Origin of the sequence: Phocaeicola sp. RTP21198st1_B8_RTP21198_201120 (assembly GCF_040929485.1) — a bacterium.
Lineage (GTDB): Bacteria > Bacteroidota > Bacteroidia > Bacteroidales > Bacteroidaceae > Phocaeicola > Phocaeicola dorei.
On record NZ_JBCOCI010000043.1, the window covers coordinates 1 to 25,108 of the forward strand.

The 25,108-nt window shown below is 43.1% G+C and carries 13 protein-coding genes; 6 read left to right on the forward strand and 7 right to left on the reverse strand.

Going from position 1 to position 25,108, the window contains the following annotated elements; translation table 11 throughout:
• The 5 genes from AB5935_RS15050 to AB5935_RS15070 all read right to left on the reverse strand — a co-directional run.
• The coding region (locus tag AB5935_RS15050) for a RagB/SusD family nutrient uptake outer membrane protein (protein ID WP_368327469.1) at window positions 1–1,874 on the reverse strand (1,874 nt) is incomplete at its 3' end.
• An 8-nt stretch (window positions 1,875–1,882) separates the two neighbouring features.
• Entirely contained in the window at window positions 1,883–5,200 is a 3,318-nt protein-coding gene (locus AB5935_RS15055; protein ID WP_007838437.1) for a SusC/RagA family TonB-linked outer membrane protein, read from the reverse strand.
• A 29-nt stretch (window positions 5,201–5,229) separates the two neighbouring features.
• Window positions 5,230–6,114: a sugar phosphate isomerase/epimerase family protein gene (locus tag AB5935_RS15060; protein ID WP_032936718.1), complete on the reverse strand. Its 885-nt coding sequence runs from the start codon at window positions 6,112–6,114 to the stop codon at window positions 5,230–5,232.
• 165 nt (window positions 6,115–6,279) lie between these two features.
• Window positions 6,280–10,683: a two-component regulator propeller domain-containing protein gene (locus AB5935_RS15065; protein ID WP_038609317.1), complete on the reverse strand. Its 4,404-nt coding sequence runs from the start codon at window positions 10,681–10,683 to the stop codon at window positions 6,280–6,282.
• 126 nt (window positions 10,684–10,809) lie between these two features.
• The gene (locus tag AB5935_RS15070) at window positions 10,810–13,434 is read right to left on the reverse strand and encodes a glycoside hydrolase family 2 protein (protein ID WP_007852335.1); all 2,625 of its coding nucleotides are present in this window, start codon (window positions 13,432–13,434) and stop codon (window positions 10,810–10,812) included.
• An 834-nt stretch (window positions 13,435–14,268) separates the two neighbouring features.
• Here AB5935_RS15070 and AB5935_RS15075 point away from each other — a divergent pair.
• The 4 genes from AB5935_RS15075 to AB5935_RS15090 all read left to right on the forward strand — a co-directional run bounded on the left by AB5935_RS15075 (window position 14,269) and on the right by AB5935_RS15090 (window position 20,966).
• Window positions 14,269–16,398 carry a Tex family protein gene (locus tag AB5935_RS15075; protein ID WP_038609314.1) on the forward strand — a complete coding sequence of 710 codons (2,130 nt, stop codon included), beginning with the start codon at window positions 14,269–14,271 and terminating at the stop codon, window positions 16,396–16,398.
• A 22-nt stretch (window positions 16,399–16,420) separates the two neighbouring features.
• Entirely contained in the window at window positions 16,421–17,218 is a 798-nt protein-coding gene (gene nudC, locus AB5935_RS15080; RefSeq protein WP_007838418.1) for an NAD(+) diphosphatase, read from the forward strand.
• 76 nt (window positions 17,219–17,294) lie between these two features.
• A complete protein-coding gene (locus AB5935_RS15085; protein WP_007838416.1) occupies window positions 17,295–18,956 on the forward strand; it encodes a putative transporter in 1,662 nt (553 codons plus the stop codon).
• A gap of 9 nt (window positions 18,957–18,965) precedes the next feature.
• Window positions 18,966–20,966, forward strand: a complete 2,001-nt coding sequence (locus tag AB5935_RS15090) for a fructose-bisphosphatase class III (protein WP_007838415.1) — start codon at window positions 18,966–18,968, stop codon at window positions 20,964–20,966.
• Window positions 20,967–21,094: 128 nt separating this feature from the next.
• On the opposite strand, the gene panD is transcribed toward AB5935_RS15090, so the two are convergent.
• Both panD and panC read right to left on the reverse strand, forming a co-directional pair.
• The gene (gene panD, locus AB5935_RS15095; RefSeq protein ID WP_005843461.1) at window positions 21,095–21,445 is read right to left on the reverse strand and encodes an aspartate 1-decarboxylase; all 351 of its coding nucleotides are present in this window, start codon (window positions 21,443–21,445) and stop codon (window positions 21,095–21,097) included.
• 21 nt (window positions 21,446–21,466) lie between these two features.
• Window positions 21,467–22,315: a pantoate--beta-alanine ligase gene (panC, locus tag AB5935_RS15100; protein WP_005843459.1), complete on the reverse strand. Its 849-nt coding sequence runs from the start codon at window positions 22,313–22,315 to the stop codon at window positions 21,467–21,469.
• Between the two features lie 350 nt (window positions 22,316–22,665).
• Here panC and AB5935_RS15105 point away from each other — a divergent pair, with 350 nt between their 5' ends.
• Both AB5935_RS15105 and AB5935_RS15110 read left to right on the forward strand, forming a co-directional pair.
• Window positions 22,666–23,490 (forward strand): glycogen/starch synthase, encoded by an 825-nt coding sequence (locus tag AB5935_RS15105; RefSeq protein WP_007844908.1) that lies wholly within the window; start codon window positions 22,666–22,668, stop codon window positions 23,488–23,490.
• 19 nt (window positions 23,491–23,509) lie between these two features.
• Window positions 23,510–24,940: a DUF4270 domain-containing protein gene (locus AB5935_RS15110; protein WP_368327470.1), complete on the forward strand. Its 1,431-nt coding sequence runs from the start codon at window positions 23,510–23,512 to the stop codon at window positions 24,938–24,940.
• Window positions 24,941–25,108: the final 168 nt, after the last annotated feature.

Here is a 25,108-nt window from a genome sequence, read left to right on the forward strand (position 1 = left end):
GAAGTACCATCTATCTGATCATTTTCATGCCGTACCAAATTTGTGTCATAGAATTTATCCAATTTTTCAATTTGCAACATAAATTCCTCATCTGAAGAACTAGGATCCAAACCGATACCAGCACGAGTAACCTTTGAAGCGTCATAAGCTTTACTATCAGGATTAAAAACATCATAATCCTGTCCTGCTTTTGTTTCGGTATACACAGATGGCTTCACCGCTAAGAACATGCCATGACGACGTTTTCCATTCAGAGGCTCCACGCCTAGTCGGGTACATGTTCCAAAATCATCATTCCACAACATCCAACGACGCATATCATCAAAGCGTTTTCCTTCATAAGCCAATTCTATCTGACGCTCATACAATATAGCAGAAAACAACTTATCACGATCTGCTTTTAACTCAGCAACCGCCAATCCACAATCACCTGTATAACCTACTCTTTCACGAATATCCTTCAACAATTCAACAGCATCATCTTTCTTACCAATACCACAAGCCGATTCGGCTAAATTCAAAACGACCTCGGCAAAACGAATTTCCATATATGGAGTAGCACTTAAATTGAATTTATTTGCATTATCCCATTGTGCCTCAGGATTTGTACGTTTACGCACAAATATACCAGAATTGACATCCCCTGAATATTGAGCAGAATTACCAGGTTTCCCACTTTCAAAAGAATCTTCATCTTTATACCATTGATAATTCCACAATGTATAACCATTGTCCATCTTATAAGGCCAAACTACTCCATTAAAAGCAAACGTACGGTAAAAACGAGGATCCCTGTTCTTATAGAATTTCAGTTCATCATATTCAAATACACTTTCCCCCGGTTTCTTACCATCTGCCATTGGAAACAAATCAACCATTTCAGCTGTAGCGGCCATTCCACCACCTCCTAAGAGCTCTTTAGGACGAGCCATCTGCTCCCAACTATTGTTCTTTTTATAATCATTAGTCAAAGTATTGAACAAAGTGACCATTACCGCCTCACTACTTTGAATCTGGCAGAACATTTTTTCCCAGTTTTCAGCACGGTTGCCTTTTCCATCAGCCAATCCAAATCCATTCTGGATTAACAAATCATAAGCAGCTTTATTAGCATCATAAGCAGCCTGCCATCTTACCTGATCATCATTACGATTGAATAGTGGGCTAGCATAGGCTAATAATAAACGTCCCTTTAACGCTGCTGCCGCACCTGAAGTGATACGTCCCCAATTACTATTGTCCCATTTTCCTGGTAACATGGCTATGGCCTTATCCAAATCTTCGCAAATGAAATCAATACAATCAGCCGTTGAACTACGCTGCACTTCCAGTTCATCTTTAGAAGATCCATCACCTAAAATAGCATTTTGAGCCGTAGTTACAATAGGAACTCCACCATACATCATAACCAACCGAGTATAAATCCAAGCCCGCCAAAAATAAATCTGTCCTTTCAACTTGTTTCTATCTGCCTCTCCTAATGCCCCTTTGTCAATATTATCCAGAAAAATATTACATTCACGTATACGTGACCATGGTCCATCCGTATTTTTATTATAAAAATAGTCAGGAACATTCGAACTCAAAATTTCAGCCAACTGAGTAAAAGTAGTAGAACCTGCGTATTCTTCTGTCGATTGAGAAAAAGCATCGGCACGTCCTGTACAAGGGTTAGAATGACCAACTCCCGATGCAGTTGTTGGCAAACAAAGACCATAAACAAAATCAACTTTTCCAGTAGCTAATGCTATATCATCATAGATTTCTTCATTAAAACCATTATAATCTTTTTTATCTTGCAGAAACTGGTCACTACATGAAGTCATAGCAGCCAATGCCATTGCAAAAAAAGCATATCTCAATATCTTTTTCATATTTTTAATCAGAATGAAATATTAACACCTAACGAAACATTTCTCAAAGTAGGATAAGCCCCATACACACTCAACGGATCACAAAAATTCTCCGGATACGGATTAAAGAAACTTAATAAATTAGTACCAGTCAAAGTAAAACGGCATCCCTCAATATTTATCTTCTTCACCCAATCGGATGGTAATTTATACCCTATCGTCAATGTCTTTAAAGTCATACGTAATGAATTGACCCTCCAAAAATTAGAAGTTTCATTATTCACAGAAAAGCCCATATTAGGATATTTGGCATCAAGATTCTGATATGCAACAATATTACCTTGATCATCAACTACATCTTCCGGAACAAACACATCATTCCAAAATACAGGAGCATTTATATAATTCAGTTTCTTAGTACTCATATCTCTTGCAGCAGACGGTATTTCAGCCCATCCACCCCACGAGGCACTAAGTTGTGCACTTAAACTTAAACCTTTCCAGTCACCACCAAAGTTTAAGCTAAATCCATAAGGATTACTATTTTTCTTACTCAAACGTATTCTATCGTTTGAATCAATAATACCATCAGCTGCCTCCCAACTTCCATCAGGATTCTGTTTACCTCTAACATCACGATAAATCAACATACCGGGCTTTATTTGTTCAGGATTCAGTCCCATATATTTTGTGACATTATTTTTTGTCACAAACTCATCAATCTCTTGTTGGGTACGGAACATACCTATACAATCGTATCCCCACTTACCCATATCAGTCGGACCACCTTTATATATATCACCCAGACCTATAATATCCGGCCAATCGTGTTTACGGTATTTAGTACCTGTAAATGCTGTATTCAATTTTACAAAATAGTTAATATCACCTACTCTATCTCTCCATCCAAAAGAAAGTTCCACGCCATAAGCATCTATGGCATCATAATTTTCAGCTGCCAATGCGCCACCAATGGTCACAGGAACCAATCCGTCTCTTTGAACTAACATTTCTGTATTCTTATCCAAATACGCATCTAAACCAAATGACAATCTACCATTCAAAAATCTAGTATCAATACCGAAATTGAATTTATAACTTTTATCCCAATGAACATCAGCATTAGGAGCCGCACCCATTTTCAATCCCATACCTACAGGGTTTTGCTCATTTGTACCAAAAACAGCTCCTTTATTTGCCTGATATGAGTAATTCTGACGCCACAACCATGCTTTAGTGTTATCCTTACCTAGCATACCTACCGAACCTCTGACTTTCAAATATTCAAGCCATTGTATTTTTTCTTTAAACCAATTTTCTTCAGATACCACCCAACCCAATGATAAAGAAGGGAATACCCCCCAGTAATTACTAGGTGCAAATTTAGTAGAGGCATCTGAACGAACAAGGAATTCCATCATATAACGATCATTATATGAATAGTTCACACGCCCAATATAAGACAACAATCCAGACTCAGAACGTTCTGTCAATCCATCCATTTTGCCTGTTGCCGTATTCCATTCACCATTATTTACTTCTAACGGATCTTCCCTATAATAGCGTACATACTCATAATTCCTTTCTGAGCGTTCAACAGAAAACAAAGCTCCTATCGTATGTTTGCCAAAAGTACGATTATAGTTTGCAACAAAGTTCAACTGGTAGCTATCCGTACGATTCATGGTCCTCCAAATCTGATTTCCATTTTTAACTGTTGTTTCTTGCAAATTAGATTCATTAGTCAAATCATCACCTATATATAAGTGATTACCTGATCCCCCACGTGTTTTGAAAGAATAAGCAGTATATTTGGAACCGACACGACTATTTTTATCTGTACTTATACTTTTAGAATAAGACATTTTCAGTTTAAGTCCTTTCAGTGTTTTATTCCAGTCAAAGTCATATTCCACAGAAGCATTCAAACGCATATTTTGAGGATCATTCTTTGATATATTACCTAACTCTTCTAATGCATAATAATTATATTGCTGGATGTTATTTTGCTGACTGTTGGAAAATCCATAACGTAATAACGGCAAGCCATCTATATATGCCGGAATATAGCGAGGTGTCAATAATAATGTATTATAGTCATTTTCATCGTTTTCCCCTCCGACCTTATTAAAGGTCTTTTCATTTTTTCCATAATCTCCCGAAGCTTGCAAACCTACTTTAAAATGAGATGCCAGTTTAACATCCACACCAGCACGATAATTCCAACGTTCATAGTCCAAGGTTCCCAAATTACCACTTTGAGTATAATATGAAACACCAGCAAAATAAGTTGCTTTTTGTGTTCCACCACTTAAATTAAGATTATGCTTCATACTAAAAGCACCTTTCCAAGCATCATCCAACCAATCATAATTTATATTACGCATCGCTTCTAACTCGTCAGCTTGGAAAAGGTCTGTTTTATGATTTTTTATCTCATCATTGCCATTAGCAGCAGCAATAGCATTATAGAACAATCCATAATGATATGAATCCATCATTTTGGGACGAGCTATTTCATCATTATAGCCAAATTGCCCACTATAGGATATACGAGGATCACCTTCTTTGCCACGCTTGGTTTTCACCAATATGGCACCTTGTCCACCACGAGCACCATAAACAGAAGCTGCAGCATCTTTCAATACTGATATATTTTCCACCTCACTAGGATCCAAGTTATTAAATGTTGTTGCATCCACAATAAAATCATCAACAACATAAATAGGATTTGTATCTCCACCATCTTTAGACAAAGTCATTGGCTGACGAATCGATAAACTAGCAGCAGCACCAGGACGAGTCTGGCCACCACTAACACTCAAACCTGTCACCATGCCTTGTAAAGCCGCTCCCAAATTTCCTACTGGCAAATCTTCTATTTCTTTTGGATTTACAGTAGAGATTGCACCAGTAACATTTTTAGCCTTTTGAGTACCGTAACCAACAATGACCACCTCATCCAGAATTTTGGAATCTTCCTTCAGCACCACTCTAAAGTCTTTTCCTTGTTTCGGAGCAATCGTTTGCGGCACATACCCCACAAATGAAATGACAACCTTCTTGCCCGAAGGGACTTGCAAAGCAAATTTTCCGTCAAAATCAGTAATGGTACCGTTTGTAGTTCCTTCCACCACCACACTGGCACCAATCACCGGTTCACCAGTTTCATCAACCACCTGTCCGGTGACAGTTTTAGTCTGTTGCACCGACTGGGATATAGGGAATCCTGTCTCAGCGGATACTCCCTGAACAGAAACTCCTGTCAGAAACAGACTGAGACAGACCACTTGTGTCAAGTTGCCAATCTTGTCCAGCTTCTGAAGAAATGCATTTTCATTCTCCATAGAATCTTTTTTAAAATTAAAATATTATCTTATTTTTCTTGTTGAAATATCTGTTTCAGATAAGCGACATTCGTCCCGAAGTTTTTCTTTACATTCCGGACTTCATCCTTATTCCGTGACCGTTCAATGACCAGCCATCCGCTCCACCCCATCTTATCAAGGGTATGCTTTACGGCATTCATATCCAGACGGGTATTATAAGGAAGAGTAACCCCGTCTGTATCCGTACAATGTATCTGACAAATCCGATCCTTTCCCAGTTTTTTCAACTCTTTACAGAGGTCGCGTCCATTTTCCAACGCATTTTGAAAACTATAATAAATCTTTATACCTTTCGAATTAATTTCTTTCAACAGTTTTATATCCTCTCCAGCGTCCAAAGAAGTACGGATACCTATCACTACTCCATCTTTCACTGCCATTTCTCCCACTTCGTGCAAACGGCTTACCAACTCCTGACGTGCATCACCCGCTACTGTCCAGTCCTCTTTTATACCACCTAATGGAAGGAAAGCTACTTGGGCCCCCATCACCTTCATCGTATTCAAACAATCCTGCACTAAAGCTTTATAATTATGATGAGTCAAGAAAGATTGTCCAAAGAATCCGGACATCGCCACAGAAGGAACTTCAATATGTTGTTCCTGTGCTGTTTCTTTAAATAATTTACAGAAATGGGGTTGGTGGAACTTATTATCAAAAGTATCCCGTTTTCCCAAGCCTCCCATGTCCATTTCTATGCCATCACCTCCTAGTTCCTTCATTAATTGAAAAGAACCGATCTTCTGGCGTTTTAGCATCATCCAGTCACACGCAGCTATTTTATAGCGTTGTTTTCCCTCTGAATTCTGTGCTCCCAAAGGCAGTAACATAAACAGGAGCATAATTAAACTGATAATTTTTTTCACATTCATCATAATCTAGTTATTGTTTAGAATTAAGACGAATCACAAAAAAGTATGTAATCACTAAATCTTAATAAAGTCCAAAAATAATTTAGTGAATAAACAAGACAATCCCGCAAACACAATGCTCGCTTGCATCTGTTTACGGGATTCCTGCTTTATAAGATCAAGAAATCAACTTTTACGCCATTCATTCATATATTCCCTCGGAGTCTGATCATATTTTTTACGAAAACATTTACTGAAATAACCGGAATCCTTGAAGCCTACGGCAAAAGCTATTTCTGAAATACTCATATCCGAATTTTTAATCAACTCTATTGATTTATTCAGACGAATTTCTTTCACTAAATCCACCGGAGCAAACCCGGTCAGACTCTTTAACTTCTTAAAGAAAGCCGAGCGACTCAGCCCGATAGTTGATGCTATAGTATCTATATTAAAATCACTATTATCCAAATTCTCTTCTATAACCTGATGAATCTTTTCAATGAACTGCACATCTTTCTTCACTAGGAACTGTTCGTATGTATCCTGTTCCTCCTTATGTTCTTCGGGCTGCTGCCATACACGTTCACGGAACAATTTACGTTCATTCAGCAACTGTTCGATACGTGCCACCAAATAGTCTTTGCTGAAAGGTTTGATGATATAGGCATTCGCTCCCATGCTTATCGCTTTGGTCTTCGCTTCATCATTACCTTTCGCCGTCAGGATAATCACCGGAATATGACTGATTTGGAAATCTTTACGGATGCGTTGCAACATCTCTATTCCATCCATATTCGGCATCATCTGGTCGGTGACTACCATGTCGGGATGATAGAGATGTACTTTCTTCAGCCCCTCCACACCATCATTGGCCATATAAATATTGAATTTATCTTCCAATTGCAACTTCAACATATTACATAAATCCTTATTATCTTCTACAATCAGCACGGTAGGCAAAGACGAATCGACAGGCTGTTCTTTCTCCTCCTCGCTTTCCTTGCCGGCAGAAGCAGAAACAGATTCAGTTTCAGGAACACTCACCGTTTCCCCGCCCATATAAAAATCGACTTCCGACGGTTTGTAATGCTCCTTACCCAGTTGCAATTCAATGGTAAAGACTGCCCCTTTCCCTTCAGGGCTCTCTGCATAGATTTCCCCATGATGCAGACTGATAATTTCCTTAGATAAAGCCAATCCGATGCCCGTTCCCTGATAATAAGCGCCACGTGCATTGTCAGCCTGCGAGAAACGCTCGAAGATTTCGGAAAGCTTGCTTTGGGGAATACCCACACCGCTATCTTCCACCCGTACATAACAATGCTTGTCATCATCCGACACTCCCATCGTGACATAAATATTCCCCCCGGCAGGAGTGAACTTGAACGCATTGGAGATTATGTTGCGGATCACGATGGCCACTTTCTCCTTATCCGCCCATACCATGATATCCTCACCGGCCAGCTGGAACGTGAAGCTGACTTCATTTTCTTCGGCCATCACCCTGAATTCTTTCTCAAAAGAGTCTACCATCTCATTCAGGTTGAACAACGACACATGCAGACGCATTTTTCCGTTCTGTATTTTACGGAAATCCAATATCTGATTGACCAGTTGCAGCATCTGTTTGGTATTCTTTTCCATCAGATCCACGTATTGCATTCCTTTCTGAGATAGTTTTTCTTTCTCTTTCAACTCCTGAATAGGCCCTTGGATCAGAGTCAGCGGAGTACGCAACTCATGCGAGATATTGGTAAAGAACTTGATTTTCAATTCGGACAATTTTTGTTCGATATACACATCATTTTTCACCTTAATCATGAAAAGAGATAATTTTATAGCCACCAGCAATAAGGCTACAGCTATAATCATATAGATAACATACGCCCACCAACTGGCCCACCAAGGCGGCAGAATGACAACGGTCAACTCACGGAAAGATTCCAAACCGGGATTTGCCTCATCCAGTGTCTGTACTCTGAAAAGATACTTGCCGGGAGGAACATTGGTATAGGACGCTATACGGTTCTTCCCGTTATAGTGCCATTCTTTTTCATATCCTTCCAAAATATATTTGTAAGACACACGGTTCTGATTATTATAGTTCAACGCCGCAAACTCTAAAGTAAACATGGACTGGTTATGATTCAATGTAATCCTGTCTGTATAGGTAATGGACCGGTCAATAATAGGATGGTCCGTATAGCTGCGTATGTCCCGGTTTGATATCTGACATCCTACAATAAATGTGTTATAATCAAATCTTTGCGTTTCCAGTTTATCGGGAGAAAAGGTCAAGATACCCTCTTTACACCCCAGCCAAAGTTCCCCGTCCAGCGTTTTCAATGTGGTGCTTTCTTCCATCACAACCGGGGGAAAGCCATCGTATTTGTCATAGTTACGCACCTGGCTTGTCGCCCTGTCAAAACAAGAGAGTCCTTTTTCCGTAGCAAGCCAAAGGAAACCGTTATCATCTTCTATAATAGACATCACCACATCATTATTCAATCCGTCTTCCCAGCCATACGATTTAAATGAAAGCTTATGCGTTTCCTCATCATATCCCGACAATTTGCTCAATCCTCCACCAAACACGCATACCCATATCTGAGAGAACTCGTCTTTATAAAGCGCGTACACATCGCTATCGGCATAATTTACCCGGTTGGCACCACGGTAGGTTTCAAAATCAATCTGCTCCACTGAGGCAAAGTTGTTTTTAAAAGACATCAGCCCGTCCATCGTACCTACCCACATACGCCCGTCATTATCCTCTATCATATTCCTCACTTCCATATAAAGGCCATACGTAGGATAATTCTTGAATCCGTTATATTTATTCTTAAAAGTGACTTCCCCATTTTCCTCACAAAGCAGATTCAATCCTCCGTCCAAAGTACCCACCCAGATACGTTTCTTTTCATCCTGATAAGTGAAATACACATCATTCCCGCTGATTGACGACAAATCAGACAAATTATGCAGATAACGTTTAAAACGGAAACCACCTGCAGTTTTCTCATCAGGAACAGCTTTCACCAATCCGTCGCCTTTGGTAGAGAACCAAAGGTTTCCTTTGTCGTCTTCCATGATGTGATATACATTACCTATATGCTCGTCACCTGTCGAAAAAACATGTTTGGTTACACCGTTCCGGTCCATCCGATAAACACTCTGCCAACGGGTGCCCACCCAGATATCGCCACTTTTTGATTGGAAAAGGGCTCTTACCCCTGTCGCATAATTTTCCTGACCGACTGATTGCGGAGACAACGAAAGCAGATTGAATTGCTTCTTGGGGAAATTCATGCAATACACCCCTTCATCGGCAGAGGAAAGCCACAATACCCCGTCATTATCCAACATCAGATGATAAAACTGCTGATTTGCCCTATCATTAGAAAGTTGTTTCAATTTATTGATATAAACCATCTCCGCATGTTCCCTGTCGAACAACCAGGCCTCTCCTGCCGGAGACAGGAAAAAAAGCCCTCTTTCGCCGGCATCTTCCGAATACAGGGTGGTTATCTTGCCGAACATGGTAAACGGAAACCGTTTTGCAGTATGGTTCAACGGATCATAATAAATCAGCGCCTTCTCATTTTCGTGAAACCATATTTTATCATACTGGTCTATGAATGCATGAGTTACCATAGCGTCATTCATTTCAGTATTTATCTTTTGCAACCTGCGCTCAGCCAAATCATATTCGTATGTGCCTTGTCCGGCCACACTGAGATAGACATAACCTGCCGGAGTAACCAGCAAATTGCTGATCGCACCTTTTATTTCGGAAAGTACATACCGGTTTACCAAACCGGTCCTCACATCGATACTGTAAAAAATACCCGCACGATCTCCGACCCATACCTTCCTGCCATCCTCAAAAAAACTGGTAAAACTATCCTTGTCACCGGAATTAATCTTACTGGTTATAAAATCGGCAGGCCGGGATGCCAATTCCGATCCTTTATGCACGGCGGCTACCTTATAATCAGTTCCTATCCAACTGATATATTCCTCCGTCTCACACAGGACATGGTGTTTCAGTGTATAATCATGCTTGTTTATCTCGTTCCGAGAGTCGAACAGAATCTTGATAGTTACCTGCCCTTTTTCATCTACCCCGGCCAATAACAGATTTTTATCTTTAGTCAGCAACAACACATCCCCCTCGGCCGTATTTTGTAATTTTATCACCTGGATATTCTCCGAATAGTTCTTCATGTCATCATAAACAGCATGAAAACATTCGGTCACTTTATTGAAGACATATAACTTACGGTCAATGGTCTTTACCCATATATACCCGTTTTTATCCTCGACTATGCGCTGGATCTTACGTGGCGGCACATCCGAATCGTGCTCCTGTTTATTGAATGTTTTAAACTTCACTCCATCGAAACAACATAAGCCATACCAGGTTCCGAACCAGATAAAGCCATCTCTGTCTTTCAAGGTACAGTTTACCGTATTATTAGGAAGCCCTTGATCTACAGAATAATGTTCCACAATCATATTCACATTATATGACCACAGAGGAAAGCTTGTCAGGCAACAAAGTATAATAAGTATATATTTCTTCATAAGTATTTAGTTTTCTTCAAACCGAGGTCAAAGATAAGAAAAAAATCCGTTGGTACTTAAATTGAAATTAGTTAAATACCAATTATTGGTTAGATTGGAACGAGATAAATCCGCGTTCTATCTATATTACTTCTCCGTACCGAATTCAGTTTGCTGTCTCTCCACCTCCATCAATACTTTTTGCCTTTCCTCTTCTGTCAGCACAACTTTCCCCGCCATTCTTTCTGTTCTAACAGGGCTTCCGGCTAGTCCTGCTCCGGCTGATTGGGCATCCGTCTCCTCCTCCGTATAACAGAAAGGCAGTTCTGACGGAATACTTTCTAATTCTATTTCCGTAGCAACCGGCGCATTCGTTCCTTCAAACTGCACATGGGCCTTCACCTTTATTTTGCCGGGCTTGCGGGTAGAACGGATCAAGACGGGAGCAGAGCCAAACTCCACCGTGCGCGGATTGGCATTGATAGAGGCATCCCCTATAATTCGTCCTTCACCTTCTACAGTAAATACGATATTTTCTTTGGCCAGACGGCGCACATTACCGCTATCATCCGTCACTTCGGCCACCACTACGATAAAATCCGAACCGTCTGCCACCAATTGTTTTCCTTCCGTATCCACATACATACGCAACTTCGTGCTGCGACGTGACGGCATCCGCTTATAAGTGCAAACCACTTTACCGTCTATAATTCCCTCTGCCACCATATTTACTTTCTGCCAGTTTTTTTGCTTATAACTATACTCGCGTGCTTCCCAGAAATCCCATACATCCTTGAATATCACCGGGGCATTAGGCATATGTCCCTGCGCATGAACTACCGGAAGCGTCCAGCTCTCAGTATCGTCATAGACAGAGAGACGAACCGAATCACAATTACTGAACACCACCACATCGGCATCCGAGAAAGGAGACATCTCATGGGCGATAAACACCATAGGGCCACATTCCGCTACAGGATGCTTCAATGTCGCGGCAGACTGGCTGCGAAAAGCATAATAAGCGTATTTAGGCTGCCGGAACGCATCATAAATGCCCCCGAAATACGGATCGGGATGATACCCCCGCTGATGATCAAAAGGATGCCATTGCGCCCCACCGATAAACTGTCCTGTAGTGCGGTACATTTCATCATAACTCTTTGATAATGACAACGCCTGCACCAGCAACGGGCGTTCCCCCCAGCTACGGCTGGCACGGTTATTATTATTATGTGCATACCAGTCATCCACATTCTCGCCAAACTCACGAGTAAAAATACATTGTTCCGGACGGTCTGCCTTCTCATCATCTCCCGGCCATCCGTACACCACATCATAGTTTTCCGCCACTCCTTTCGAATGAACATCGGCTGCCGCTACAGGGCGTCCGGGATAAGGAAACTCCTCCCGTGTAATCCGTAATGCCTCCAGTGCGAAATCGCGCGGATAAGGCGTTTCATTCAAAATAGGCTCCCACATCAGCACACTGGGATGATTGCGGTCCCGGCGTATCATCTCACGGGTATTCCGATGTACCAGCTTTGCGAACTCCGGATTTTTATTCCAATATTGCCATCCCGGAGTAGCCACAATAACAAACAGCCCCATTTCGTCACAAGCATCCATGAATGCCGGATCTTGCGGATAATGAGCTACACGGATAATGGTACATCCTGCATCACGCAAGCGTTTGGCATCCCTCCACTGCTGGCTGTTGGGCAGCGCATTACCCACGTATGCAAAATCCTGATGACGGTTCGCGCCGACCAATTGACCAAAAGGCTTGCCATTCAACCAAAAGCCATCCTTACCTTTAAATTCCGCTTTGCGGATCCCCACACGTGTCACTCCCCCATCCAAAACTTCATGTCCGGCTTTGACACGAGATTGTATCCTATACAAATAAGGCGAATCAGGAGACCATAACTTAGGATTGCGAACTGCAAACTGTTGCCGCACCGTCTTCGATTCCCCTGCTTGCAGTTTCACCTGTTGCGAAATCCGTTTTACGGGAACATCGCCGGCATCCGCCAAAACCGTCTCCACGGCTACGGTACGCGTCCGCTTTCCACTGTTATGTACTTCCGTATCCACATACACTTCCGCTTTTTTCCCGCTTATATTGTCAAAATGCACAAAAACTCCGCCTCCGGCCACCTTATCGGCCTCCAAGGCATCTGTAATAGCTACACTTGATTTTCCTATCATCCACACATCCCGGTAAATTCCTCCATGATAAGCGAAATCCAAGGTATATTGACGTTTTCCCGGAGGAAAATTCTTATCATCACTATTATCCGTCATCACCGCCAGCAAGCAACTGTCTCCGGGCTGTACCCCCTGTTCCGTCAGTTGCACAGTGAAAGGAAGGTATCCTCCCAAGTGCTCTTGTACCCTCTTGCCATTTAAATAAATTACCTGTTTTCCCATAGCTCCCTCAAAATGAAGCGACACCTCTTTTCCTTTCATATCTTGAGGAATCACAAAATGTTTCCGGTACCATGCCACACCCTGATAGTTACGGCAACCGCTTGCCTCGGCAGGCATCAGTTCCACAGTATGCGGAGCAGACACTACTTGCCAGGATGTATCATCAAAACGTACGGCTTCCGCGCCTTTTATGTCTCCACGATGAAAGCGCCATCCGGGATTGAAATTATATACTATTCTTCCGCTACCGGATAAAGGGATGAATCCGGCTACAGAAGTTTCCATTTGAGCTTGTGCCAACACAGGCAACAGGCACACAAGTAAAATAAACAGTTTCTTCATAATTATTACACTATCTGGGAAAAGAGACGGACCGGCTGTCCGTTTGTACCCGTTCCTTTTGAAAAAAGGTCTTGTTGTTTTTGAAAAAGATCCAGACATTTAAAAAAAAGGTCCTGATGTTTGGCGTCAAAGACAAGGTTCTTTTAAAAAAACGTCAAGGTCTTTTTATACAAAGAACAGGTCTTTGGAAGGGAATGACAAGGTCTTTTCACAAGGCCTTCCAAGGCTCAAGGCTCAAAGGCTCACCTAAGCGGTATTTAAGCCCAAAACAAGCTTCAAGAAACCCATACATATACTGATTTTCAATTTATTACAATAAAAAGACGAAAACAAGACTATATTCTGAAAAATAAATGAATAATATAATGACACCCAGGCACACACGGATACATCCGACATTTACCGGAAAGCAAAATGTATAAATAAAAGAAATTTCTATTGACATCATCACTTGGTCATTCCGGGCATCGTGAAAAATCCGGAAGCACCCCATATCCATTGATCCGGCCTATTATGAATCAAACCCGGCAAAAAAACAAGCCTGGTCAAACCAAACACAAATTCCATAAAACGACAGACAAAGTCAAGACAATCCTGAACTTCCCAAAGACCAAAGAATAATATTCAATCCGCACGTCTTGTTTTAGTAAACAATCTGTAAAACAAACATTTACACATCTACCAAGGTTTAAAATACCGCATAAGTGAGCCTTGAGCCTTGTGAGCCCTGGAAACGCATCGGACCGACTCTTTTTCTTTGCAGAAATACACCCGATTTATACGATAAACCCATACCTTTTTTATACCTTTGCCCCCCAAAAGAAAACAACAAACATGGAACTATTCAATAAAATGATTGCCGCAGCCCTGAAGGTTTCCGTACATCAAGTAGACAATACATTATCTCTACTGGGCGGGGGAGCTACCATCCCTTTCATAAGCCGATACCGGAAAGAGGCAACCGGAGGGCTGGACGAAGTACAAATAGGCGAAATTAAAGACAGAAATGACAAGTTGTGTGAACTGGCCAAACGAAAAGAAACCATTCTTTCTACCATAGAAGAACAAGGCAAACTAACAGAAGAATTGCGCAAACGCATTGAACAAAGTTGGGATGCCACCGAAGTGGAAGACATATATCTGCCCTATAAGCCGAAACGTAAGACCCGCGCCGAAGCGGCACGGCAAAAAGGACTGGAACCGCTTGCCACCTTACTGTTATTGCAACGCGAAAACCATCTGGACAGCCGTCTCCCCGCTTTTGTGAAAGGAGATGTGAAAGACGAAGAGGATGCACTGAAAGGCGCGCGCGACATCATAGCCGAACAAGTGAGCGAGGACGAGCGTGCCCGCAACCAACTGCGCAACCTATTTTCCCGACAAGCCGTCATCACCTCCAAAGTGGTGAAAGGCAAAGAGGAAGAAGCCGCCAAATACCGCGATTATTTCGATTTCAGCGAACCTTTGAAACGCTGTTCCTCCCACCGTCTGCTGGCTATCCGCCGGGGAGAGTCGGAAGGCCTGTTGAAAGTAAGTATAAGCCCCGATGACGAAGAGTGCGCCGGACGGCTGGAACAAATGTATGTCCGTGGCAACAATGAATGCAGCCGCCAGGTAGGCGAGGCAGTACGTGATGCGTACAAGCGGCTTCTGAAGCCTTCCATCGAAACCGAATTTTCAGCCTTGAGCAAGGAGAAAGCCGACGAGGAGGCAATCCGCGTCTTCGCCGGAAACCTGAGACAGCTTCTGCTGGCTCCCCCTTTAGGACAGAAACGGGTCATGGGAGTTGATCCCGGCTACCGTACCGGATGTAAAATAGTCTGTCTGGATGCCCAAGGCTCTTTGCTGCACAATGAAACCATTTATCCGCATCCGCCCAAGAGTGAATACTCACAGGCAGCCCGCAGCATCGTGAAATTGGTAGAACAATATCAGATAGAGGCAATCGCCATAGGTAATGGCACCGCCAGCCGTGAGACAGAACAATTCATCACTTCACAACGCTATGACCGTGAATTGCAAGTATTTGTAGTAAGCGAGGACGGAGCATCCATTTACTCGGCCTCGAAAACCGCCCGAGACGAGTTCCCTGAATACGACGTGACCGTGCGTGGAGCCGTATCCATAGGCCGCCGATTGATGGATCCGCTGGCCGAACTGGTGAAAATAGACGCCAAATCTATCGGAGTGGGACAATACCAGCATGATGTGGACCAGACTTTATTGAAGAAATCATTGGACCAGACGGTGGAAAGTTGTGTGAACCTGGTAGGTGTGAACCTCAATACCGCCAGCCGTCATCTGCTGACTTATATATCGGGGCTAGGTCCTGCCTTGGCTCAAAACATTGTGGATTACCGCACCGAGAACGGGCCCTTCAGTTCACGCAAGGAGTTATTGAAAGTACCCCGGATGGGAGCGAAAGCGTTTGAACAATGCGCAGGGTTCCTGCGTATCCCACAAGCGAAGAATCCGCTGGACAACTCGGCCGTGCATCCCGAAAGCTATCCCATAGTGGAGCAGATAGCCAAAGACCTGAGCTGCACCGTGGACGAACTGATAAAGAGCAAAGAACTACGCAGCCGGATTGATATCAAGAAGTATGTCACCCCGACAGTGGGGCTTCCCACCCTGACAGACATCATACAGGAATTGGACAAGCCGGGACGCGACCCACGGCAACAAATCCAAGTTTTTGAATTTGACAAGAATGTAAAGACCATAGAGGATTTGACTGAAGGAATGGAACTGCCCGGCATTGTGAACAATATTACCAACTTCGGTTGCTTTGTAGATATAGGAATCAAAGAGAAGGGTCTGGTGCACGTATCACAACTGGCCGACAAATTTGTGAGCGACCCCACCACCGTAGTCAGCATCCATCAGCATGTACGGGTGAAAGTGATGAGCATAGACCTAGAGCGCAAGCGCATCCAGCTCACTATGAAAGGATTGAATCAATAATTGCAACAAGGTAAAAAAGAATATGGAAGAAGATATAGAAACCTGCGGCTGGTTCGTTTTTTATAAGGATCAGCTGCTGATAGAGAAAAAGAACGGAATGTACACCATACCTTTCGGAACAGAGCCTCCCATGCCTGTTCCGGTGGGAAGCACTATCCACACCATCGGAGAGATAGAGGGACACACTGCCAAAACTTTCTCCGTACACGCCCCGGTGCCCGGCTGCGAAAATGACCGCCACCTGATGATGGATCTCCGGAGTTCATACGACGTATTGCCTTGGGAAGAGTACAATGTGGGTGGCAAAGCCTTCCAGATACTGAATTGGGACAAGAACAGCCGCTATTGCCCCATGTGCGGCGTGCCTACCGTACAGATTTCTCCAATTGCTAAAAAATGCCCCCAATGTCGTCAGGAAATTTATCCGCGCATCTCTCCTGCCATCATTGTATTGATACGCCGGGGAGACAGCATACTGCTGGTTCACGCCCGCAACTTCCGGGGAACTTTCAACGGTTTGGTAGCCGGCTTTCTTGAACCGGGCGAGACTTTGGAGGAGTGTGTGTACCGCGAGGTACTGGAAGAAACAGGACTCCATATCAAAAACCTGAAATATTTCGGCAGCCAGCCGTGGCCTTATCCCAGCGGAATCATGATAGGCTTCACCGCCGATTATGAAAGCGGAAACATCAAATTACAACAAGAAGAACTGAATGCCGGCGCTTTCTATACCAAAGACAATTTGCCAGAGATACCCAAAAAGCTGAGTCTGGCAAGAAAATTGATTGATGCGTGGCTGGAGGAAAAGAATCATTTATAGAACGAGATGAGTCATGTTCCATCCATAAATACCTATTTATCGCTTGCAGAACTTAAAAATGTACTATCTTTGCAATATGGAATGGTTAAATAGCTTATTTTTTGAACACACGCCTTTACAGGCGGTTGTAATCCTCTCGATTATCATTGCTGTGGGGCTCGGTTTAGGTAAGATCCACCTGTTTGGCATTTCATTGGGAGTTACCTTCGTCTTTTTTGCCGGTATTCTGGCCGGACACTTGGGATTCTCAATCGACTCGAATATGCTGAATTACGCCGAGAGTTTCGGTCTTGTGCTTTTTGTATACGAACTAGGATTGCAGGTAGGTCCCGGCTTTTTCAGTTCATTCCGTAAAGGCGGTGTACAGCTCAATATGCTGGGCATGGGCGTTATTCTGACAGGTACGGTCATGACGGTGCTTTTCAGCAAACTGGGAGACATACCGATGAGCGATATGGTAGGCATCCTTTGTGGAGCCACCACCAATACTCCCGCTTTGGGGGCCGCCCAACAGACTTTAAAACAAATGGGGGAACCCGCCAGTGGCGCAGCGTTAAGTTGCGCCGTAACCTATCCGCTGGGAGTGGTAGGTGTTATTCTGGCCATGTTGCTGGTACGCAAATTATTTGTTCGTCCCTCAGATATCGACATTCACGAACACGAGGACACCAATCAGACATTCATTGCCACCTTCAAAGTGCACAATCCCGCCATTTTCAATAAAAGCATAAAAGAAGTAGCTTTATTAAGCTATCCTAAATTTGTTATCTCCCGTTTATGGCGGGAAGGCACGGTAAGTATCCCCACTTCAGAAAAAATCCTGAAAGAGAATGACCGTCTGCTGGTTATCACCACCGAAAAGGACGCTCCCTCGCTCACGATTCTTTTCGGCGAACAGGAAAGCCAGGATTGGAATAAAGAAGACATCGACTGGAATGCCATAGACAGCCAATTGATTTCCAAACATATCGTTATCAGCCGCCCCGAAATAAACGGGAAAAAACTAGGCTCTTTACGTCTGCGCAACAGCTATGGCATCAACATCAGCCGTGTGATGCGCAGCGGGGTACAACTACTTGCCACACCGGGGCTGATCCTCCAACTGGGCGACCGGCTGACCGTGGTGGGAGAAGCCAAAGCCATAGAGAATGTGGAAAAAGTATTAGGCAATGCGGTTAAAACGCTGAAGGATCCTAATCTTGCCGCCATTTTTATAGGTATTGTACTGGGATTGATACTAGGCTCCATCCCTATCGCCATCCCCGGCATCAGCACTCCCGTTAAATTAGGCCTGGCAGGCGGACCTATCGTAGTAGGAATTCTTATCGGATGCTTTGGTCCCCGTTTCCACCTCATCACTTATACCACCCGGAGTGCCAACCTGATGCTGCGCGGTATCGGGTTATCTCTCTATCTGGCTTGCCTGGGACTAGATGCAGGTGCACATTTCTTCGAGACAGTGATGCGCCCCGAAGGAGCCATCTGGATAGCTATAGGCTTCGCCATCACCTTTATCCCGGTAGTCATCATGGCATTAGTGGCCCTCCGCATGACCCGCCTCGACTTCGGAAGCACCTGTGGTATGCTGTGTGGAAGCATGGCAAACCCTATGGCATTGAACTATGCCAATGACACGTTACCCGGTGATAATCCGGCGGTGAGTTATGCCACCGTATATCCGCTGTCCATGTTCAGCCGGGTCATTATAGCCCAATTAATACTCATGTTTTTTATATAATTTCCAGCCATGAACGCTTATAATTCAATCACCCCGGAAACCATACAGAAAGATATGCGATACCTGCAACTGCTGTCGCATAGTTTCCCCACTATAGCCGATGCCAGTACGGAAATAATCAACCTGGAAGCTATTCTGAATCTGCCTAAAGGTACAGAACATTTCCTTGCCGACCTGCACGGAGAGTACGAGGCATTCCAGCATGTATTGCGGAATGCTTCCGGGGCCATCAAAAGAAAAGTAAATGAAATATTCGGGAATACCCTGCGCGAGAACGAAAAAAAAGAACTATGTACGCTGATTTATTATCCGGAACAAAAACTGGATCTGGTAAAAGCAGTGGAAACGGACCTGGACGACTGGTATGTCATCACGTTGAACCAGTTGGTACGTGTATGCCAGAATGTATCCTCCAAATACACCCGTTCCAAAGTGCGGAAATCACTTCCCAAAGAATTCTCGTATATCATTCAGGAATTGTTGCACGAAAACTCAATGGTTCCCAACAAGCAGGCGTATATTAACGTCATCATCAGCACCATCATTTCTACCCGCCGCGCCGATGACTTTATCATTGCTTTATGCAACCTCATCCAACGGCTCACCATAGACACACTGCATGTGCTGGGTGATATATTCGACCGTGGTCCCGCCCCCCACCGCATTATGGACATATTATGCGATTATCATAATTTCGATGTACAATGGGGAAACCATGACATTTTATGGATGGGAGCCGCAGCCGGCAACGACTGCTGTATGGCAAACGTGCTACGCCTGGCCATGCGTTATGGCAACCTTGCCGCCTTGGAGGATGGATATGGCATCAACCTTCTGCCTTTGGCCACCTTTGCCATGGAAACATACGCAGACGATCCCTGCACCCTATTCGGACCGAAAGTAGAGAAAGAAGACTGTACTTACAATGCCAAGACACTGCGCATGATAGGCCAGATGCACAAAGCAATCAGTGTTATCCAGTTCAAGCTGGAAGCAGAGATTATCAGGCGCCGCCCCGATTTCGAGATGGACGACCGTATGCTGCTACACCGTATAGATTTTGAGCGTAAGACTATCACAATGCCCAATGGAAAAGAATATGAACTGAAAGACAGCTTTCTTCCTACGGTAAATCCTGCCGATCCTTATAAGCTGACAGACGAAGAACGGGAGATTATGAACAAACTCCATCGTTCGTTTGTCAGCAGTGAGAAATTGAAAAAACATATCCGCTGCCTGTTCCGTTACGGATGTATGTACACGGTGAGCAACTCAAATCTGCTGTTCCACGCCTCCATACCCCTGAATGCCGACGGTACGCTGAAAGATGTGTCCATAGCCGGAAAAATGTACAAAGGAAAAGCCTTGCTGGAAAAGGTAGGGCACTTGATCCGTACCGCCTTCTTCGCTGAGGAAGACAACGAGGACAGACCCTTTGCCGTAGACTATGTATGGTACTTGTGGTGTGGCAAAGACTCCCCTGCTTTCGACAAAGACAAAATGGCTACTTTTGAACGTTACTTTTTAAAAGAGAAAGAGTTACACAAGGAAGTAAAAGGTCACTATTACAGCCTGCGCAATGAAGAAAAAGTATGTGATATGCTGCTGGACGAGTTCGGAGTGATAGGAACACACCGCCATATCATCAACGGACATGTACCCGTAAAAACCATCCAAGGTGAGAATCCGATAAAAGCAAACGGCAAGATGATGGTCATAGACGGAGGATTCTCTAAAGCGTATCATTCGGAAACCGGAATTGCCGGATATACACTGGTATACCATTCGCGCGGATTCCAACTGGTACAGCACGAACCGTTCACCTCAATGCAAAAAGCCATTGAAGAAGGGCAGGATATCAAATCGAGCACCCAGATAGTAGAAATGAGCACCCAACGCATGATGGTAAAGGACACTGACAAAGGACGGGAACTGGTGACACAGATTAACGATTTAAAGAAATTGCTGGTGGCTTACCGGACAGGACTTATCAAGGAGAAATCTATATAAAAGATTATCCGCAATCATACCACCGGATAATAAAGAAGGTTTATTGCCCTATGATTGCGGATACAAAAATTAAAGCCCGTATCAGACTCACGTCTACCGGGCTTTTGGATTACCGAACAAAAATATCGTTATACAATCTTGTTCATCGCCGAATCGGGAAAAACCACCGTCGGCTTGAACGATTTAGCTTCCTCAAAATCCATCATGGCGTATGACATGATAATCACAATGTCACCCACCTGTACCTTCCTGGCAGCAGCCCCATTCAGACAAATACATCCCGAACCGCGCTCACCCTTAATAATATAAGTTTCAAACCTCTCGCCGTTATTATTATCCACAATGTGCACTTTCTCACCGGCAATCATGTTGGCGGCATCCATCAAGTCCTCGTCAATCGTAATACTACCCATGTAGTTCAAATTGGCTTCCGTTACACGGACACAATGCAGTTTCGATTTTAATACCTCAATCATCATAATTCTAATGGTTAACGATCACTATCCCTTATATTTTATATTATCTATCAAACGTACCTCTCCGCAAAATACCGTAATGCAACCTACTGCATAATCCGTATCTTCCCAATCCGTTATTTTCTGAAGCGTAGTGCCATCTACTATTTCAAAATATTCCAAACGCAAACCCGGAGCGGCAGCAATCGCATCCTCTACAAACTTCTGAGTCTCAGCGACCGGATGAGATTTTGCAAAAGTACAACTTTTAAATAAAGTTTGCGAAATATTCAGCGCATACTCTCTTTCCACCGCAGAAAGCCGTGCATTGCGGCTGCTCAATGCCAGCCCGTCTTCCTCACGCACAATAGGACAACCTACAATTTCCAGTCCGTTGAACCCTATCTGTTTCACCATTTCACGAATAATAGCCAATTGCTGGAAGTCTTTCTCGCCGAAATAAGCACGGGTAGGGTTTACAATCATAAACAGCTTGCTCACTATCTGGCATACTCCATTAAAATGTCCTGGACGGAAACGGCCTTCCATCACTGTGTCCAGCGGCGCATAACTGAACTGCCGGGTATCAGGCTCAGGATAAATCTCTTCTACAGACGGAGCAAAAACAAAAGCCGCTCCTACTTTTTCCAACAATTCACAATCGGCATCCAATGTACGCGGATATTTTGCCAAGTCATTTTTGTCGTTAAACTGGGTAGGATTTACAAAATCACTTACCACCACTACATCATTTTCTGCAACAGCACGTTTCACCAACGAAGCGTGTCCGGCATGGAGTGCACCCATTGTAGGCACCAGACCTATTGTCTTTCCCTCACTGCGCAGGGCATCCAGCTCTGACTGAAGCTCTTTGATTGTTTGAACTAACTTCATCTTTTTATCTCTTTTGTTTGAGTAGTTTCATTTAAAACGGCTGCAAAGTAAACCATTATTTGGGAGATAACGAAGAAAAAAAGAATTTTAATTAATGATGAGTGGTTAGTAATAAGTGGTTAATACCTTGCAGATATGACGCAATAAGCCCTCTTCAGCTACCGGCCAGCCACTTGTTCTTTCCCATTTTTCACCTAATTCCGCAAGGCATTGACCATTAACCGCCAATCACTAACCACTAATTACCAGCCACTTAACATATCATAAGGAATTATTATTCCTCGTTTCTTGCCACTCTCATCTATTTTTTTATATCTTTGCAAAATGATTATGAGCAACAAAAAGTTAAGATGAAGGCAAATAAAGTTTTATTTATTACACAAGAGATTACCCCTTACGTTCCCGAATCCGAAATGGCAAACATGGGAAGATTTCTTCCTCAGGCTATTCAGGAAAAAGGCAGAGAAATCAGAACTTTTATGCCAAAATGGGGCAATGTCAATGAGCGCAGAAACCAATTACACGAAGTCATCCGCCTGTCCGGCATGAATTTAATCATAGACGATACGGACCATCCGCTGATTATCAAGGTAGCATCTATCCAAGCTGCACGTATGCAGGTTTACTTCATTGACAATGACGACTATTTCCAGCACCGCCAAATGGTAGCTGACGAAAATGGTGTAGAATACAAAGACAATGACGAACGTGCTATTTTTTATGCACGCGGCGTATTGGAAACGGTAAAGAAATTACGCTGGTGTCCGGACATTATCCATTGTCAAGGGTGGATGAGTGCATTTGTGCCCCTTTATATTAAGAAGGCTTATCAAGATGAGCCGTCATTCAGAGACTCAAAAGTAGTATTTTCGGTGTTTGAGGATGAATTCAAATCGAACTGCGAAGGTAATCTGACTGAAAAACTCATGCTGAAAGGCATTGAAAAGAATGATGTGGAAAGCATCGTCAAATCTCCGGCAAATTACGAGGAACTGTGCAAACTGGCCATTGCCTACTCTGATGGTGTGATACAAAACAGCGAGAAAGTGAATGAGAATGTCATGAAGTTCGCCCGTGAATCGGGTGTGCCTGTGCTCGACTATCAGCCTGCCGATACCTATGTAGATGCTTTCAATGAGTTCTATGACAAAGTATGGGAGTTTGAAAAGAAATAACTCACTAAGAATAATAAAGATGAAAATCAAATACTTATGCGCATTGTTGTTGGCAGCACTGATTTATAGTTGCGATGATTCAACAACCGGCATCGGGACTGATCTTATCCCCGGTGGAGATAAGATTCCGGCAAATACAGACAGTTATGAGTTTACCACCAAATCTCTGTTGGCCGACTCCGTTTATGCACGTACCAGTACTGCATATTTAGGACGATATACCGATGAGCAATTTGGAGAATTTACTGCCGATTTTATAGCACAGTTCACCTGTATGGACAACTTCAAATTTGAAGAAGAGCTGACCAAAGTCATCGGAGTAAATATAAGTCTGCAATACGGGTCTTTCTTTGGCGACTCACTGAATGCCATGCGCTTACAGGTTGACACATTGGACAAGGTTATTCCTGAAAAAGAACTAAGCACTTTTTATACCAGTGTGGATCCTAAAGATTATTACAACGAAAAAGGAAAGCCTATCGCTGTAAAAGCCTATTCGGCAGTAGGTCCGTCTACAAGCAAAGATGAAACTACAACCACAAGCAGCGGTGTCAAGCAAAGAACAATTATACAGACTATCAAATTGCCCAATTCATTAGGCGATCACATCTTCAACAAATACAAGGAGAACAAAGAGTATTTCAAGACTCCTGAAAGTTTTATCAAGAATGTATTAAAGGGAGTTTACATTCGCTGTACTCATGGCGACGGAACCATTTTATACATTGACAGTTTAAGCCTGAATCTTAATTTTGAAGCCCTGATAGAAAGTTCTTCCGGCAAGCGGGATTCGTTGGTTTACAAGTCCTATTTCTTTGGAGCAACCAAGGAAGTGATACAAGCCAACCACTTCAGTAACGGTAGCAGATTGGAAGAGTTAGCCCAAGATCCGGACCATACTTACCTCAAAAGTCCGGCAGGTATTTTTACAGAAGCGACTTTCCCCATTGCAGAGATTTACAATGAACATAAAAGAGATACGCTAAATGGTGTAAATGTATCGTTCACACGCTACAACGAGAAAGAGTCCAAATACAAAATGGGCATCCCCCAATATGTATTGATGGTCAGAAAGAAAGATATGTTCTCGTTCTTTGAAGAAAACAAGATTATCGATAACAAGACTTCTTTCTTAAGTTCATATAGCAGCAGTAACAATACATACACCTTTACCAACATCGCTCCCTTAATCACTTACTGCATTGAGGAACGGAAAAAAGGCATAACAGCAGCAGGTGGAGATCCTGAAAAGGAAGAAGACGGAAAAAAATGGGACGCTAAAAATCCGGACTGGAACAGAGTTGTCATCATACCTGTCAAAGCAGTATCCAATTCAAACAATGAAATAGTTGAAATATCCAACAGCTTAGGTATGGAAAGCGCTATGTTAAAAGGTGGAACGAATCCTGAGAATAAGCTGAAAATGCAAATCTTCTACACTACATTTTAAGACTTTTTTATTTAACCAAATAAAGAACAGGCGGCAACTACAGCAATATAGTTTCCGCCTGTTTAATTTACTCCACCGTAATCATACCACACCGGATGATAAATGGAAATTCATGGAACGCAAATATCCCATCAACACTTCACACCATGATTGAGAATGACCATAAAA

Excerpts from the sequence above, each read along its gene's own strand:
- panD (WP_005843461.1), bottom strand. The coding sequence starts at position 21,445 with ATGATGATTGAGGTATTAAAATCGAAACTGCATTGTGTCCGTGTAACG.
- panC (WP_005843459.1), bottom strand. The coding sequence starts at position 22,315 with ATGAAGTTAGTTCAAACAATCAAAGAGCTTCAGTCAGAGCTGGATGCC.
- AB5935_RS15090 (WP_007838415.1), top strand. The coding sequence starts at position 18,966 with ATGAACGCTTATAATTCAATCACCCCGGAAACCATACAGAAAGATATG.
- AB5935_RS15065 (WP_038609317.1), bottom strand. The coding sequence starts at position 10,683 with ATGAAGAAATATATACTTATTATACTTTGTTGCCTGACAAGCTTTCCT.
- AB5935_RS15110 (WP_368327470.1), top strand. The coding sequence starts at position 23,510 with ATGAAAATCAAATACTTATGCGCATTGTTGTTGGCAGCACTGATTTAT.
- AB5935_RS15105 (WP_007844908.1), top strand. The coding sequence starts at position 22,666 with ATGAAGGCAAATAAAGTTTTATTTATTACACAAGAGATTACCCCTTAC.
- AB5935_RS15055 (WP_007838437.1), bottom strand. The coding sequence starts at position 5,200 with ATGGAGAATGAAAATGCATTTCTTCAGAAGCTGGACAAGATTGGCAAC.
- AB5935_RS15075 (WP_038609314.1), top strand. The coding sequence starts at position 14,269 with ATGGAACTATTCAATAAAATGATTGCCGCAGCCCTGAAGGTTTCCGTA.
- AB5935_RS15070 (WP_007852335.1), bottom strand. The coding sequence starts at position 13,434 with ATGAAGAAACTGTTTATTTTACTTGTGTGCCTGTTGCCTGTGTTGGCA.
- nudC (WP_007838418.1), top strand. The coding sequence starts at position 16,421 with ATGGAAGAAGATATAGAAACCTGCGGCTGGTTCGTTTTTTATAAGGAT.
- AB5935_RS15085 (WP_007838416.1), top strand. The coding sequence starts at position 17,295 with ATGGAATGGTTAAATAGCTTATTTTTTGAACACACGCCTTTACAGGCG.
- AB5935_RS15060 (WP_032936718.1), bottom strand. The coding sequence starts at position 6,114 with ATGAATGTGAAAAAAATTATCAGTTTAATTATGCTCCTGTTTATGTTA.